At 33.2% G+C, this 16,052-nt stretch carries 13 protein-coding genes; 9 read left to right on the top strand and 4 right to left on the bottom strand.

Features of this window, described 5'->3' with window-relative positions:
* Positions 1-10 precede the first annotated feature (10 nt).
* Positions 11-202, top strand: coding sequence for a hypothetical protein (locus tag ACUUYC_RS12165; protein WP_474266143.1), 192 nt, complete (start codon positions 11-13; stop codon positions 200-202).
* A 126-nt stretch (positions 203-328) separates the two neighbouring features.
* Here the strand turns inward: ACUUYC_RS12165 and ACUUYC_RS12160 are convergent, their stop codons facing one another.
* Together ACUUYC_RS12160 and ACUUYC_RS12155 are read right to left on the bottom strand one after the other, a co-directional pair.
* The gene (locus ACUUYC_RS12160; RefSeq protein ID WP_474266142.1) at positions 329-508 is read right to left on the bottom strand and encodes a hypothetical protein; all 180 of its coding nucleotides are present in this window, start codon (positions 506-508) and stop codon (positions 329-331) included.
* Positions 509-867: 359 nt separating this feature from the next.
* Entirely contained in the window at positions 868-1,041 is a 174-nt protein-coding gene (locus tag ACUUYC_RS12155) for a hypothetical protein (RefSeq protein ID WP_474266141.1), read from the bottom strand.
* Between the two features lie 258 nt (positions 1,042-1,299).
* Here ACUUYC_RS12155 and ACUUYC_RS12150 point away from each other — a divergent pair, with 258 nt between their 5' ends.
* From ACUUYC_RS12150 to ACUUYC_RS12140, 3 genes are read left to right on the top strand one after another with little or no spacing between them, the layout of a single operon-like run.
* The gene (locus tag ACUUYC_RS12150) at positions 1,300-2,547 is read left to right on the top strand and encodes a DUF6638 family protein (RefSeq protein ID WP_474266140.1); all 1,248 of its coding nucleotides are present in this window, start codon (positions 1,300-1,302) and stop codon (positions 2,545-2,547) included.
* Positions 2,544-3,074 carry a hypothetical protein gene (locus tag ACUUYC_RS12145; protein WP_474266139.1) on the top strand — a complete coding sequence of 177 codons (531 nt, stop codon included), beginning with the start codon at positions 2,544-2,546 and terminating at the stop codon, positions 3,072-3,074. The genes ACUUYC_RS12150 and ACUUYC_RS12145 overlap by 4 nt, the downstream gene beginning before the upstream one ends.
* A gap of 6 nt (positions 3,075-3,080) precedes the next feature.
* Positions 3,081-4,727 (top strand): hypothetical protein, encoded by a 1,647-nt coding sequence (locus tag ACUUYC_RS12140; RefSeq protein ID WP_474266138.1) that lies wholly within the window; start codon positions 3,081-3,083, stop codon positions 4,725-4,727.
* A gap of 11 nt (positions 4,728-4,738) precedes the next feature.
* Here the strand turns inward: ACUUYC_RS12140 and ACUUYC_RS12135 are convergent, their stop codons facing one another.
* Both ACUUYC_RS12135 and ACUUYC_RS12130 read right to left on the bottom strand, forming a co-directional pair.
* Positions 4,739-6,673 (bottom strand): tetratricopeptide repeat-containing sensor histidine kinase, encoded by a 1,935-nt coding sequence (locus ACUUYC_RS12135; RefSeq protein WP_474266136.1) that lies wholly within the window; start codon positions 6,671-6,673, stop codon positions 4,739-4,741.
* 13 nt (positions 6,674-6,686) lie between these two features.
* Positions 6,687-7,424: a LytR/AlgR family response regulator transcription factor gene (locus ACUUYC_RS12130; RefSeq protein WP_474266135.1), complete on the bottom strand. Its 738-nt coding sequence runs from the start codon at positions 7,422-7,424 to the stop codon at positions 6,687-6,689.
* Positions 7,425-7,762: 338 nt separating this feature from the next.
* On the opposite strand from ACUUYC_RS12130, the gene ACUUYC_RS12125 reads away from it, so the two are divergent.
* The 5 genes from ACUUYC_RS12125 to ACUUYC_RS12105 all read left to right on the top strand — a co-directional run bounded on the left by ACUUYC_RS12125 (position 7,763) and on the right by ACUUYC_RS12105 (position 15,905).
* A complete protein-coding gene (locus ACUUYC_RS12125; RefSeq protein ID WP_474266134.1) occupies positions 7,763-9,232 on the top strand; it encodes an SUMF1/EgtB/PvdO family nonheme iron enzyme in 1,470 nt (489 codons plus the stop codon).
* Between the two features lie 11 nt (positions 9,233-9,243).
* Positions 9,244-10,650, top strand: a complete 1,407-nt coding sequence (locus tag ACUUYC_RS12120) for a hypothetical protein (RefSeq protein ID WP_474266133.1) — start codon at positions 9,244-9,246, stop codon at positions 10,648-10,650.
* A gap of 4 nt (positions 10,651-10,654) precedes the next feature.
* Positions 10,655-11,479 carry a T9SS type A sorting domain-containing protein gene (locus tag ACUUYC_RS12115; RefSeq protein WP_474266131.1) on the top strand — a complete coding sequence of 275 codons (825 nt, stop codon included), beginning with the start codon at positions 10,655-10,657 and terminating at the stop codon, positions 11,477-11,479.
* A gap of 464 nt (positions 11,480-11,943) precedes the next feature.
* A complete protein-coding gene (locus tag ACUUYC_RS12110) occupies positions 11,944-12,075 on the top strand; it encodes a hypothetical protein (protein WP_474266130.1) in 132 nt (43 codons plus the stop codon).
* A gap of 14 nt (positions 12,076-12,089) precedes the next feature.
* The gene (locus ACUUYC_RS12105; protein ID WP_474266128.1) at positions 12,090-15,905 is read left to right on the top strand and encodes a BspA family leucine-rich repeat surface protein; all 3,816 of its coding nucleotides are present in this window, start codon (positions 12,090-12,092) and stop codon (positions 15,903-15,905) included.
* Positions 15,906-16,052 lie beyond the last annotated feature (147 nt).

Here is a 16,052-nt window from a genome sequence, read left to right as displayed (position 1 = left end):
AAAATTAAATTTGAAGAAGAGTAAAATTGCAATAATTAGAAATGTAAATTTTTTAAAAGGAGGAACTGATAGTACTAATGATATAGGGCCCAAATCAGCAACTTGCCAGTTAAACTGTGAACCTATTGTTACAACTAACCCAGGTACTACAAGACCAAATGGAAGCGTAAAAACTAAATTAGGTGTAGAATGTCTGATCTAGAATAACATATTTTATTTGTAACTAAATTAGGAAGAAATTCAAATACTTTTTTTTAAAAAATAAAACTAAAAAACAGGTCGGAATTTCTTCCGACCATAACTGAACCAAAGTTCATTAAAACAACTATTAACAAAGAAACTGCGTATGCGTAGGTTCTTTCAAACAATCACCTGGAGAGCATGATTCAGACTGTTGAGTTACACAACCAGTTCCAATAGTTACAGTAAAACGACCTCCAACAGAAGACATTAATGTAGAAATAGACGTTTTGTTAAGGTTTAGTGATTTAAGATTTCTTTTTTTCATAATTAAATGATTTTAAAATTAATATGAGTCAAAGATATATTCCAATACAACCCAAAAAAAAGCACCTACTCGATATTCAATAATTACGACCTTTGATTATTGAAATCAAGACTACAAAACGCTCTATAATGTATCATATTATGGTATTAAAAAAGTAAACTAAATGAAAGTAAAACACTAGAAAGAAGCACTCGAAATTATTGGATTTCGATTATAAAACTTTGAATTAAAAGAAGCCAGATTTCTATACTAGCCAAAAAATTAATTAAAAGCCTTAAAGTTTAGTTAAACCAACTTTAAGGCTTTTTTTATTCAATCACATCTTATCTTTAAATTGGCAACTTAATAATTTTCTAGAATCACGCTGAGCAGCCCACATCTAAAGTATCATCACGAGGTCCAAGCGGACAATTTACAGGAACAACAAAAGATCCTAATCCACATATTTCCGTTTTTCCTTCTCCTCCAAAAACAGAGAAAGAACTTATAGTTGACTTATTCAACTTAATAGATTTAAAATTCTTTTTTTTCATTTTTAAATATTTTAGAAATTAATATGAATCAAAGATATCTTCCTAAATCGCTTCAAAAAAGCACACCTACTCTACATTCAACAATCTCGACTCTTAATTATTGAATTTCAGACTATAAAAACACTTATGAGTTTTATCGAAAAAGCTGTATTTATCTTCACTTTTCCCTTTATCTGTAACAAGAAACAAAAATTAGCTACTTATAAAGTATATTATATTTGAATAGCTTATTTTTAGACTAAATTTCTAATTCAACTAATGGAAAAATTAAAACGATCTGAATTATTTGGCGCTGCCTTAGTTCCCATTACTGGAGCTTTGGTAGAACGCTACAATAAATGCCTTTCTTTCATTGGAACAGCGCCAACAAAATTGCGCAGTTTTCATATTGACGCCATAGGTTGGAGTCCTGAAATTGCAGATGAAAAAGATGATTTTCTATATTTAAATTCTGGTGAAGCCAATCCGAATGCTATTATTCTTTCGCCAAAGCAAAACGAAAAACCAGCATATTCTCCTTTTCATAGTTTTGATAGAGAAATTATGAATTTAGTGTTTAAAGAACATAAAGATGCAATTAAAGACATTACACGTGATGCTGCAATTTGTGTCGATTTAGATCAATACATAGATGCTTTTTACGAACCAGAAGATTTATTAAAATACAATCAGATATCTGTAGATTTTACTGTTGTTGACGATTTATACAGCATTCAACAGAAACAATTAAAATTAGTTGAATCGTTTCATGAAGATCAGAATTTTTTAGACGAAAGTCTGCATTTAAAAATTTTGGCTTCCGCCAGAAAACATGGCGATTTACGTTCGCGTACGCTTGAAATGAAAAGCATGTCGTTTACCACAGATTCTTTTTACACAAGAGCTTTTGGTGGTGTATTTGTTTTCAGAAGAAAAGGAAGTGGAAAAAATATCTTGATTTTTGAATCAAAGAAAGTTGCTAAAAAAGTAGAAACATCCTCAAAAACACAAGCATTTCATATTAAAGATGGGCGTTTTTATAGTGCATTGGCTGCAGAAAAAATGATTGTGCTCGATCCTGAACACAGTGTATTATCAGGATATTACGAACGTGTACAAAAAATTATTTTTTCAAAACAAATAGAAGATGCAGCGCATTCGCTTCATGAAATTTTAGAAAATAGCAATGTATACAAACGTTATTTAAATCGTTTTACGGCTGATGTCCGCAAACAACTTATGATTTTAGAACGTTTGAAAGAAAATTCTAAAAAAGAAAATGCATTAGATGTGGAAGGTGGCTTAACGCCAGAAGTGTTGGCTTGTATACAAATTCCAACACCCGAATTACCAATGAAAGAACAAGAACTTGTTTGGAAATTGATTGTAAAAACATCGCCATACAAAGATCCATTATTTTTGTATTGGTATGATAAGGAAACATTCTATTCAGAATATACAAATTGGGACAAATCGTATCAGGATTGGGTCATCAAATTAATTAAACAAAATACTTGGAACACATGATTACATTTGAAATTATCATACTTATATCAAGTCTCGTTTTTGGAATTTCTATCTATTGGCTAGAATCTAAAAGCAACGGTTTGTATAAAACAATTAATAGAGCTACACATTCTGAAGAATTACAAATGAAGGCTACTAGTAGAAAAGGCTTCTTTGTGGAACAACCTTTTATTCCGCGTTTAGTTTATGTAAATATCATCTTTATTGTAGCTTGTTTATTTCTTTTCTTTTTGTTTCCAATTGCAACACCGACAATTCCGTTTTATGTAACCGCATTAATTGGGACAATGGCAGGAATTTATATTGCAAGTTTGATTATCAACATAAAAGATAAATCTGAAGAAATTATTGATAAAGTAGTTGATACTGGAAAAGATATTATTGACGATATTAAAACCAAAGGACAAGAAGCTGCATCAAGTTTTTCTAAAGAAGAAAAAACAGAAGCAAAAGAAACGTCAAACGAACCTGAAACGCCTAAAAAGAGCGGTAGAGAACGATTAAAAGATAAAGGATATTTAAAATAGAAAGTTATGCTAAAAAGATATTGGAACCGTGGCGGAAAACAAAAATTCATCCTCATACTTATAGGATTTATCATTTTTTGTGCGCTTTTTATTTTGAGAGACGATTATCAACCATTGTTACTTTTTATTCGAAAGTATTTCTTTGTGTTACTGTTATTCGTTGGAATTTTATATCTCGGAATTCGATCTTTTCGTAAAGCATCTAATGCACTTAAAAAAGTGTTTAAAGCCATTCTCACACTTGCTTCTATTGCATTGATATATGTTATACTTTGGAATGTAGAGATGTATGATTATATGCAAACATACAATGTGTTTAAAGATATGAATCTTCAAGAGATGTCAGAATTACCGTTAACACAAAACGAACGTATTCAGCCATATAATAATATCAAAACGATGGCATACGAATCTATTTCGGAAACGCAAGAAGTATCAGCTCCACAATTAGTACGTGTTGATGATCGTAATCAATGGACAATGGCTGTACAACCTTCACAGGAATATTTTGTACAACGTACCAGCGATAATATTGAAGAGTTATTTTCAGTTTCGAGCACATCGCCTTCTCCTCGTTTTTCTAATGAGAATAGAATTTCTGCAACATTTGCCATTGGCGAATCGTTAGCGTTTAGTAGAAACACGTATAATGCCGTTGTACAGCGTTTTAATCCTTGGCAATTATTGAATTATGAACCGCATGAAGCATACTACATGAAAAATGACGCAGGAAAATGGGTTCAGGTTGTGAGTTTAATAAAGTGGAAAGGTTTCTTTTTCCCTTATCCAACATTTGGTGGTGTCATGGTTGTAGAAACTGGAGAACATGATATGGGTGACTACTTTGAACGTTTATTGATTGGAAAAGGAACATTTATTTCTGCTGATGAAGTACAGAATTATCCATACTTAACTCGTCAGAATACATTGTCTGAAAAAGTATCACGTTTACAAGCAAAATCAATGATGTTTTTAGGTGGTTTTACAGATCCATTACCTTGGAATAAGAAGACAGCCATTAAGATTCCAGATTTGATAGAAGATCAAAATCAGCAACCTTTTGTAACCGATTTCAAATTTAACGGTGTTGTCAATAACGCATACGATGGTTTGTATCATTGGTTTGGCTTAGAACCTATTGGGCCAGAACGCACAAGTTTATCTATCAGTGTTTTTATTCCCGCTGACGGAACTAAAAAAGTTTATTATTATAATCACGCTAAACGAAAAGAAGGATTTGCAGGTGTTTCTGCAATGCCCGCAAAAGTGATGGAGTCTAAAAAATCATACGATTGGACAGTTAATAAACCTGTAGAGTTTAGACCTTTTATTAGAGATATTGCTGGAAAAAGACGTTTGTTTATGTTGTCAACTATTGCTGCAAAACGTGAAAATAGTGATCAGTTTGATGGTGGCTCAACGCCCGATTTAGCATTGGTTGATGTTTCTTATAAAGATGTTGTTTGGATTGATGCAAAACATCCATCACAATGGAATACTCAAATTTTGGAACAATTGGGTGAAACATGGCAAGATTCTGAAAAGTTATCAGAAAGCGATTTATATCCAAATAGAAAACGTGAACAAGAAGTTATAAAAGACACGTTAAATGTTCAAAAAGATTCTATTACATCAACTTGGAAAGTTAATTAATATATATAGACTTATCGAAGCGGAATACGAAGTACAGCTTCTGTTCCGCTTGGTTTTTCGTTTTCGTCTTTTAAGTCAACAAAGTAAAACGAAAAGTTATTTTTGAAGTCTTTTACAAAGTTGTTCAATCTATTCTTGGTTAATGCAATACCAATTGATTTTCGTTTCACAATTTTATCGTTTGCAATTTTTTGAGCAGCGGCTCTTCCAATTCCATTATCTGAAATCGTAATTGTAATAAAATCTTCTTCGGCACTTGCTACTGAAAGTTTGATGTTTTTCGTTCCTTTTTTAGACGATAATCCATGCCATAATGCATTTTCTAAAAATGGTTGCAATACTAATGAAGGTATTTTTATTTGATCGAGATTGATGTCATTGTCTACTAAAATATCAAAGTGTATTTCGTTTGAAAAGCGAATATTTTCAATGCTCATATAGAGATCCATTGTTTCTAGTTCGTCTCCTAAAGGCACAACTTTCACACGTGAAGCATCTAATATTTTACGAATCAACTTTGCAAATTTATTCAGATAATGTACCGCATTTTTCTTTTCATTACTGATAATGTATTGCTTGATAGAGTTTAACGAATTAAACACAAAGTGTGGATTCATTTGACTTCTAAGCATGTCTTGCTCTAGCGTTAATATCTTTTTTTCATTATTCAACAAACGCTGTCGGTACAAAATATAAATCATAATTGCCAAGAAGGCTAATACAATACTACTCGTTATCCAAATACTTTTATTTCTTTTCAGCGTAAGCTTTACATTTTCGTTTTCTTTTTCAAGATTTTCAATTTGCAGATTGTATTTTTCACCATCATATTTCGCAATCAAGTCATTTACATATTTGAAGTTTTTATCATTTCTGATTTCTTCATTCAATTCATATGATTGTTTTTGATATTCTAATGCTTTTTCAAATTGCCGTTGACTTTTTGCTAATTTTGACAAATGTCCATATGCTTCAACTACTGCACTTCTAAGACTGAATTGTTTTGAAAGCACCAATCCTTCTTTTAAGTATTTATCGGCAAGTTTATAGTTTTTTAATTCTAGATGTACCCAACCTAAATTGAGATATACGCCTGAAAGATGAAATTTGTCTCGCAATCCTTTTCCCATTTCCAAAGTCGAGGACAAAATTTCGACTGCTTCTTGAAATCTTTCTTGTTTAATATAAACTCTACCTATAGTATAATTACAAATAACGCGTCCTAAATCAGAGTTAATTTCGTCATTATATCGCAACGATTCTCTGTAGTCAGCCAAAGCTCCTTCTAAGTCGTTCGTTGCTTCTTTGGCATATCCGATGTTATGATAATTAATGGCAAGTCCGAGTTTGTTTCCTACGCTTTTCTCAATTTCCATTGATTTTTTAAAGCGTTGTACTGCCAAATCATATTGATCTAGTGCCAAATATATATTCCCCATACTATTTAGGGAAATTGCAATACTCTTTTTTACAGATACTGTTCGTTCATCAATAGTTTCTGCCAATGCTAATGCTTCCTGGTGATAATCTAATGCTGTCCGAACTTCTTCTGTTCTTCTATAGACAACACCTAACATGTTTAAGGCGTTTATGTGTAATTCTTTATGATTTAATTCTTTCGCTTTAGCTAATGCTTTCTTATGATACAAAACTGCTTTATCATACTGAGATGTATTTGTACAATACACGCCCATAGCATTTAGCATGTAAGTTTCACCATGTACATAGTTATTTTTCTTGTATAAAGTTGTGATATAATCAAGCTTAAGAGAGTCACCTTTATATTTTTTTAACGCTTCGTCAAGAATAGAAAATTCAGTCGTTTTAGTTTTTAAGAGTGCATTGGCTTCTTCCACAAAAATACTATCTGTAGTTTGTGAAAAGCTAATGGTAGATAAAAATAAAGCAAGAATGAACAGCGTTGCATTCTTAGGTAAATTGCACATATACTTAATTTTCTTATAATTTTTCTAGAAAAGCTGCTTTACGTTGTCTAGAAATAGGGATTTTATGATTGGAAACTAAAATTACATATCCGTCAGATTTTATAAATTCTTTTATTTTATCAAGATTGACAATAAATGAATTATGAATTCTGAAAAAACGCTCATCTGGCAGCATGGCATTTACTTCTTTCAGTTTCTTTGTGAGTACTATTTTTTTTGAATTGGTAAGATACAACGTACTATAATTTCCATCAGATTCAGCAAATAATAAATCGTCTAAATCGAGGAATATAAGTTTTCCATCGGTATTGATAGTAATTCTTTTTTTATTGAATCGACTATTATAATCAGATAAAATTCGTTCAAACTTTTCTGTAGAAACGTCATTTCTTGAAATATACCTTTTAATTTTAGCAATGGAAATTTTTAAGTCATCCATATCTATAGGCTTCAACAAATAATCAATAGCTTCTTCTTTCAAAGCCTTGATAGCATATTCGTTATAAGCTGTCGTAATTACTACTGCAAAATCTTTTGACTTTAATCTATTTAAAAATTGAAAACCATCCATTGTTGGCATTTCAATATCTAGAAAAATGCAATCAAAACTAGCTTTTTCCACATATAATAATGCTTCCTCTGGATCGGTAAATGTTGCAAGAACTTCTATTTCATCACTGAAATTTTCAAGTTCCCATGATAGGCTCTCTAGCGCTTTAGGTTCGTCATCAATTAATATGGCTCTTAACATAAGATTTTGGCTTTTATAACCCTAAAGGTAATTCTTTCGAGTCAAATTCTGACATGCATAGTATCGTTGGTTCAAAAATGTGTATATGCGGCTCGGTTTTGTAAATGGTTAACATACAAGGGGATTTTCACCCTTTTCAGCCAAAAACAATCTATACAACATTTGATTCCATTTATACAAAAACTGCACTAATCAACTTCATCTTCGGGTATATTTGGAATATCAAAAAAGTTACACACAAATTTTGATCATTAACAATCAACACTTTATGTGTGGCTAATACATAATTAACTAGTAATATAATTTATCAAATTAACTAAACAATCAAATTCAAAGTAATGAAAAAAATTACACTAATTCTAATGCTAATTTGTTTTAGCTTTTCGACTAAGGCTAACAACATTCAAGTGAACAACATTTCACTAGAGAATTTAAATGAAGTTTCAAACTGGGTAAACATAGAGTTCGACCTTTTTTGGGAAAATTCATGGAGAATCAGCTCAGGGCCATCTAACTATGATGCTGCTTGGGTATTTATCAAGTACAGGGTAAACAATGGTACATGGACACACGGAATCATCAGTCAAGCAAACTCAACTGCTGCTCCAGGTGCTACAATAGATGTTACTTCTGACGGAATCGGGGCATTTATTTATAGAAGTGGAGACGGAAGTGGAAATGTAAATTTCCAAAACAACCAAATTCGTTGGAATTTTGGTTCTACTGACACAAATGATATTATAGACATTCAGGTATTTGCCATAGAAATGGTATATGTACCAGAAGGATCTTTCTACGTAGGTGGAACTACAGGTGATGAAGCTAATAAATTCCATTCAGGTGGTTTTTCAACTGCTTCTTCTTATAGAATTACTTCTGAAAATGCATTAACAGTTGCAAATACTTCAGGGAACTTATACTATACAGCAACAAACTCTAACGGTGGAGATCAAACTGGTGTATTAGCTGCTTCATATCCAAAAGGATTCAATGACTTTTACGCAATGAAATATGAAGTTACTGAAGGACAATGGTTAGCTTTCTTTAATAGCTTAACAGAAAATCAAAAAACAAATAGAGATGTTACAGATGCTACTCACAAAAACAGTGATGCAGTCATAAGCAGAAATACAGTTTCATGGACAGGAGGAACAGCAAGCGCAACTACAAATGCCCCAGATAGAGCCATTGCTTATCTTGATATTGCAGATATGAACTCATACATGGATTGGACAGGTTTACGACCTTTATCTGAATTAGAATATGAAAAAGCATGTAGAGGACCAATTTTACCAAAACCTGGTGAATTTGCTTGGGGAAGTGCTAATATAGCTTCTAATGACTATACTATTGTAAATTCAGGATTCTCAAGTGAACGTGTTACCAACCCAGAAACAAATACTGGAAATGCAATGTACTCTTTAACAAATGGGTCAATTGATGGACCATTAAGAAACGGAATCTTTGCTTCAAGTGCCGTAAATAATAACAGAGAAGAAACAGGAGGAAGTTATTACGGAATCATGGAACTTTCTGGTAACTTATATGAAAGATGTGTTACTGTAGGAACTTCACAAGGAAGAAACTTTACAGGATTACATGGAAATGGAATTATTAGCTCAACTACTGGAAATGGTACAGTATCAAATTGGCCAAACAATACAACTGGTGATGGATACAGTTTCCGTGGAGGAAGTTGGTTAAATGGAGCTGACTTTATAAGAGTCTCTGATAGATTTGATGGAGCTTCAATAATTGCTAGTGGAAACAATCGCCTTGGATTCAGAGCTGCTAGAACTGCACCTTAATATATATAAAGATGAAAAAAAGATTTTTAATCTTATCTTTTATACTATTCCAAGTCACATACGTATTTGCACAATACGAAGGAGGCAATGGTGATGGTAATGATGTAGAAACTGAGCTAAGTACTACACTTACAAATCTTTCATTATCCGTCATATACGAGGGCAGTAATGGCGATGGATTTGCAAGAAGGGCCTTAACAGCAACTACCTTAGAAAATATTTCACTAGCCGTGTTATATGAAGGTAGTAATGGAGATGGATTTGCAAGCAGATCTTTAGTAGCTACTACTCTAGAAAATATTTCACTAACCGTTTTATATGAAGGTAGTAATGGGGATGGATTTGCAAGTAGAACACTACAAGCGACTACCCTTGAAAATATTTCACTAGCTGTTTTATATGAAGGTAGTAATGGTGATGGGTTTTCAAGTAGAACTTTAGAATCTACGACCCTTGAAAATATTTCGCTAACCGTTTTGTATGAAGGTAGTAATGGTGATGGATTCTCAAGTAGAACTTTACAAGCGACGACTTTAGATAATATTTCACTAACCGTATTATACGAAGGCGGAAATGGTGACGGGTTTAGTGTTGATCAAGAAAATTTATTCTTAGATCCTAATCAAGTTGTTGATTTAAGGATTAACGCAAGTGTATTCTTGCAAGGTCCACGTATTAATGAAGCAAGTCCTGCAATTATGAATGATGATTTACGTTCTGGAAGTTTACTTCCAACGGTAAGTCCTTATGATTCGGGAGATATAATACCTAACGCTAACGTATTTAATAACGGTGGTATTTCTGGTACTGGATTAGCAAGAGAGAATATTGTTGATTGGGTATGGGTTGAAATTAGAAGTGGTTCTGATAATACTTTAGTTGTAGATGGTACTTCAGCTTTAGTGCAACGTAATGGAGAAGTTGTTGGTTTGGATGGAACATCTAATGTGATATTACGAGGATTAACAGGTACATATTTTGTAGCTGTAAAACATCGAAATCACTTAGGAGTTATTACACAGACTACTAGATCATTATCTGTAGTTGCTACAGATGTTGATTTTACAGACAGTGGTACTACTACTTTTGGAACTAATGCGAGAGTTCAATTATCAAATGGAGATATGGCATTATGGGCAGGAAATGTAAATGGTGATACTATAGTTCAGTATTCAGGAACAACTCCTGACTCACCAAGTATATTATCAACAGTATTGAATGATCCAGGAAACTTTTTAAATTTCCCAACATATGTTGTGCCTGGATATAATTTACATGATATTAATATGGATGGAAATACACAATACACAGGAACAACTCCTGACACACCATTCATTTTACAAAATGTACTTGCGCATCCTGGGAATTTCCTAAACTTTAGTACGTATCAAATACAAGAACAATTACCTGAAAATTAATTTTATGAAAAATACAATAAGAATATTTATAATGAGTTTCATCTTCCTTTTAGCTTCACAACTAAAAGCACAAGATGGATATACATACTCATTGATACACAATAGCGGATATAGCTTTACAATACAAGCAGTACCAAATGCTAGTAGCAACAACTTTGCAACCTCAGTACAGAGTTATGGATTTACAATTATTGTTCCAGATGGAGTAACTATTGATACAGGATCAGCAACTTCAATAGGAAGTGCTGCGGGTGCAACATTCTTTGATGGAAATAATGTTGCACAACCTACAATTGATGGGTACTTAGTTACAGAAACTTTAGGAAGTCCTGCAACATTGACTGCACCTTCAGCAGGAACAAACTCTAATATGTACACCTTTACGGTAAATGGAAGTCCAACAACTGGGAATATATATATATTAGAAAACAATTCTGCATTAGCAACTAGCGTGACACCTTTAAAATCATTTATGCAAGCAGATATGATTGATAACGGAATGGCCGAATTTGTAAATACAGTAGATCCTAATGCTGCAGCTGTAACAGCACCATCTACATTCAACTTAGCTACTTTATCTGTTGAAGATGTAAATGAGTTAGCTGGCTTATCATTATATCCAAATCCCGCTAAAGACATTGTAAAATTTGAAATTCCAGCAGGATTAGAAGATATTAAAATTGAAATGTTTGATAATGCTGGAAAAAAAATAAATATGGAATTATCTCCAGACAATACAATTGATGTAAGTAATATTGCATCTGGATTATATTTAGTCTCAATAATTTCAAACGATATAAAAACTACTAAAAAGCTTATTGTAGAATAATAAGCTTCTATTTTTTGTTTCACAAAACCTCTTGATTGTCATAACTCAAGAGGTTTTATATTTTATATACTTAAAGATATAAAATGTTATTAGCTAAGTTACATACAAGATATCTTCTTATTAAAATAGTAACTACTCCTTTATTAAAAATCAATTGAAACGCATTATCTAACTAACTCTGATGTTCACAGAATTGTAATCAAAATTTTCATCTTCAATAGTCTCTAAAACTATAATCAATAGTCAACAGAGTTTCAGCTTTCAGGTTTAGTTGTAACCATATTGCTCTTTCTTATAAGTTTCACAACACAATTACAATCACTCTCCATTAGTTAATATGGATCTAGTCAATATTAACCATATATTCATTTTCTACCTCCTTAAAACCCAACTACAAAAAGCTAACACATCTCGAATATACACTACCATTTGCTGTTGGTGGATATAGAAATTATGACATCAATATGGATGGAATTACGCAATACTCAGGTACCAATCCTGATACGCCTTTCATCTTACAAAATGTATTGGCGCACCCAGGAAACTTCCTAAACTTTAGTACATATCAAATACAAGAGCAATTACCTCAAAACTAATTCCATTTATAGTCATGAAAGCAAAAGCTCCTTTAGTTACTCTAATAGTAGTATTCGTTTCCTTTTTTGGTACAATAAACCTGAACGCTCAATGTGATGATTTTTCTCAGCCTGGTGGTGGTAGAAGATATGCAACAATACCTGTGTATCCGTCTGTAGGAAGTACATTTACTCCTACATGTACAGGTGAAGTAGAAAGTGTAACTTTTTATTTTCTTCACGCTCCTATAGAAGGTACAGCATATCTAACTGTAAAATTATATAGAGATCCTTTAAATAACCATGGTGGTAGAACATTATTAGCTTCTGCGAGTCAAACAATTCCAGTTTTAGGTCAAAATAATACGCATACTATGGATTTGCCAGGTCAAGTAGAACTAATAGCTGGTGTAGAATATGGCGTGTATATGACTCAAGTTCGTGGCATGCTTCCACCCGAAGATGAAAGAAATTTAATATGGTCTGTTAATGAGCATAACCCATACCCAGATGGACGCTACATTTGGGGTAATTTAGACAACGATTTTTTAACTAGTGATCAATCAGGCGTTAGTATTGCCGATTGGGATCTAAAATTTGACGTTAATTATCTAGATGAAACGCCTCCAGTAACTTTGTGTCAAAATATAACCCGTTACTTAGGAACAAACAATACGGTAACTATACAACCCAGTGACATTGATAATGGTTCGTTTGATGCGGATTCAACAATTACAAATTATACAATTTCTCAGAACTCATTTAACTGTTCTAATGTAGGAGAAAATACAGTAATTTTAACTGTTGAAGATGAAGCTGGAAATACAGCTACTTGCGAAGCCATTGTTACGATAAAAGATACCGTAGCTCCCATAGTAACCTGCCCAGAAGATATTACTGTATATACAGATGAAGGTGTTCCTGCTATTATAAATTACGACAATCCCGTAGCTTCAGAAGAATGTGCCATGGGAATACCATCAGGATTTTCATTAATAGGAACTTGGGAAGGAAAGACGTATTTTCTGTCTAATTATCAAGAAATACCAGAATTTGCATTTGCTGCTGCAGAAGCATTAGGCGGGCATTTGGCAACGGTGTTAGATCAAAATCATAACGATTTTCTTCGATCGGCTGTACCTACTTCATTTCCAATCCTAATAGGCTATAATGACCTTAGTCAGGAAGGAAGTTTTCTGTGGCACAGTGGCGAATCATCTACCTATACAAATTGGGCGCCTGGCGAACCTAATAATTCAAACAATGAAGATTACACAGTTATTGGCGCTGATGGACAATGGAATGATGTTAGAAACACTGGTGGAGCACGCCGTTTTGTGATTGAACTTTCTCAAAACGCTATAATACAAACCGCAGGATTGCCTTCTGGAAATGTATTTCCGGTAGGTATAACTACAAATACATTTCAAAGTATAGATGCTAGTGGTAATGTAGGTGAATGCTCGTTTACTGTAAATGTACTTGAAAATATAACTCCAGTAGCAGTTTGCCTAAATCCTACAAAACAAATTACTGATTTAAGTTTACCTACACAAATGACAATAGCGCCTAGTGAACTAGATGGAGGAAGTACCGCTAATGTATTACTTATTGAAAGTGACGAATTTATCGTAGATATTACTGCCGATAATCCAACAGATGTATTAACAACAAATACTCCTTGGCATTATCAAGAGTTTGCATTTATGGTACCTTCCACAGGATCATATACATTTACTTTATCTGGAGACTCAGGTTCAAACATAGTAGTATGGGATCGTCCAATTGTTCCTAACTCTGGAGGACTTTGGGAAAGACCAGGTAGAGTTGGTGGTGGCGTTTATTTAGCAAATGGTACGCTAACACACGGAACTGACACTCACACATTAAATGCAGGACAGGTGTATTACATGTCGCTTTTAGGCTTTCATCCTGGATATTTCTTTTCTGGTACATTACAGATTAATAACACTATAAATGGTAGCCTTTCAAAATATATTTCAGACCCTTGCGCCATTGATTCATCAATTTTAGAAACATTATATGCAGTTAGTTATTCTGGAGAAGTAGCTAGTTGTGTTGCTACTATTACTGTAGATGATGTACTCAATATATGCAACCCTTTTATAACAAAATGGGAAACAACCACAAACAATGAAAGTGTTATAATTCCAACGCACAATGGAGAAACATACGATTATGCAGTAGATTGGGGTGATGGCACCGTAGAAAGTGGTTTTACAGGAGATGCTACACATACCTATACAACAGCAGGTGAATACGAGGTTAAAATTTCGGGTACTTTCCCTAGAATAGAATTCGACTCTGTTTTTAACGACCCTAATCACCTTAAAATTAAAGAAGTGACCCAATGGGGATCAAACCCTTGGACAAGTATGGAAAATGCTTTTTATGGCTGTCTAAATTTAGATGTTACAGCAATAGATACACCAAATTTATCTAATGTAACCTCAATGAAAGGTATATTCTATGCCTGTTTAGAGCTTCAAGGTACACCAGCATTTAATAACTGGGATGTATCTAATGTTACTAATATGGAAGAAACCTTTTATGCAGCATTTTTGTTTAATCAAGATGTTAGTAATTGGGAAGTATCTAGTGTTACAGATATGACACGTATGTTTTCTTTAGCAAAAGCATTTAATCAAAATATTGGAAATTGGAATGTATCTGCTGTTATAGAAATGGGGCGAATGTTTGATGAAGCGACATCATTTAATCAAAATTTAGAAAATTGGGATGTGTCTAGTGTTTCAAATATGGCTGAAATGTTTTCCCGTGCATATGCATTTAATCAAAGTTTAGGAAACTGGGATGTTTCTAGTTTATCAAATGCATTTAATATGTTTGGTGGTAATTTCTTATCTATAGAAAATTATGACAATACATTAATTGGCTGGGCAACATTAGACACTAATGCAGGAGAGATCCAAATACCTAATGGTGTTCCCTTTAGAGCGGGTAGTAATCAGTATTGTGAGTCTGAACTTGAACGTTTTGAGTTAATTGATACTTATGGATGGAGTATTACAGATGGCGGAAAAGCATGCCCGGAATTTCAACCTAGAGTATACTTACAAGGAGCTTCTTTAAATGCGAATGGAGGAACTTTACATTTAATGCGTGATGATTTAAGAGCAAATAATTTAATTCCTATCACAAGTCCGTATGACGGAATTACAACCTGTGATCCAAGTGTGTTTTCTTCTGATGATGAAGAAGCTATTGTTGATTGGGTACTTGTTGAATTGCGTGATCCCTCTGATGCTACCAATATTATTCACAGTCAGTCTTGTTTGATACAAAGAGATGGCTTTATTGTATCTACAGACTTAACTATACTAACAGCTACAGTTCAAAAAGGACCGTATCATATAGTTGTTAAACATCGTAATCATCTTAGTATTATGAGTGCTGCAAGCATTACAATAAACGAAACTTCAGTAACTCAAATAGATTTCACAAATGGCACTGTACCTACTTATGGTACAAATGCGCAAACATCATTTGGTATGCCAGCTGGAGTTTTGGGAATGTGGGCAGGAAATGTAAACGGTGATGCCATTATACAATACTCAGGTACAAACCCTGATTCATCAGACATTCTATCAGAAGTATTAAATGACCCAGGAAACACCTTAGACTTCTCTACACATATAGTAAATGGTTATGATAATCATGATATCAATATGGATGGAAGCATACAGTATACTGGAGTTCCAACTCCAGATACTCCTTTTATCTTACAAAACGTACTAACGCATCCTGGAAACTTCCTAAACTTTAGTACGTATCAAATTATAGAACAATTACCTAACACCAACAACTAATACGTGCCAGTACGTAGTATTTACGTGCTGTCACTTATTTTAAAACAACAATGTCGATCATATCTTGCAAACAATTAGTGGAAGAAACACTATCGAAGTTTATAAATGCAAAAATCGTTATCAAATAAAAAACAATACAAAATAAAA

The organism is Kordia sp. E (genome assembly GCF_056033805.1).
Note: the sequence above shows the minus strand (reverse complement) of the source record. Positions and strands in the feature narration are given on the sequence as shown.

Bases quoted from the DNA above. Each gene is read 5' to 3' on its own strand.
- ACUUYC_RS12160 (WP_474266142.1), bottom strand. From the start codon at position 508: ATGAAAAAAAGAAATCTTAAATCACTAAACCTTAACAAAACGTCTATT.
- ACUUYC_RS12155 (WP_474266141.1), bottom strand. From the start codon at position 1,041: ATGAAAAAAAAGAATTTTAAATCTATTAAGTTGAATAAGTCAACTATA.
- ACUUYC_RS12150 (WP_474266140.1), top strand. From the start codon at position 1,300: ATGGAAAAATTAAAACGATCTGAATTATTTGGCGCTGCCTTAGTTCCC.
- ACUUYC_RS12145 (WP_474266139.1), top strand. From the start codon at position 2,544: ATGATTACATTTGAAATTATCATACTTATATCAAGTCTCGTTTTTGGA.
- ACUUYC_RS12140 (WP_474266138.1), top strand. From the start codon at position 3,081: ATGCTAAAAAGATATTGGAACCGTGGCGGAAAACAAAAATTCATCCTC.
- ACUUYC_RS12135 (WP_474266136.1), bottom strand. From the start codon at position 6,673: ATGTGCAATTTACCTAAGAATGCAACGCTGTTCATTCTTGCTTTATTT.
- ACUUYC_RS12130 (WP_474266135.1), bottom strand. From the start codon at position 7,424: ATGTTAAGAGCCATATTAATTGATGACGAACCTAAAGCGCTAGAGAGC.
- ACUUYC_RS12125 (WP_474266134.1), top strand. From the start codon at position 7,763: ATGAAAAAAATTACACTAATTCTAATGCTAATTTGTTTTAGCTTTTCG.
- ACUUYC_RS12120 (WP_474266133.1), top strand. From the start codon at position 9,244: ATGAAAAAAAGATTTTTAATCTTATCTTTTATACTATTCCAAGTCACA.
- ACUUYC_RS12115 (WP_474266131.1), top strand. From the start codon at position 10,655: ATGAAAAATACAATAAGAATATTTATAATGAGTTTCATCTTCCTTTTA.
- ACUUYC_RS12110 (WP_474266130.1), top strand. From the start codon at position 11,944: ATGGATGGAATTACGCAATACTCAGGTACCAATCCTGATACGCCTTTC.
- ACUUYC_RS12105 (WP_474266128.1), top strand. From the start codon at position 12,090: ATGAAAGCAAAAGCTCCTTTAGTTACTCTAATAGTAGTATTCGTTTCC.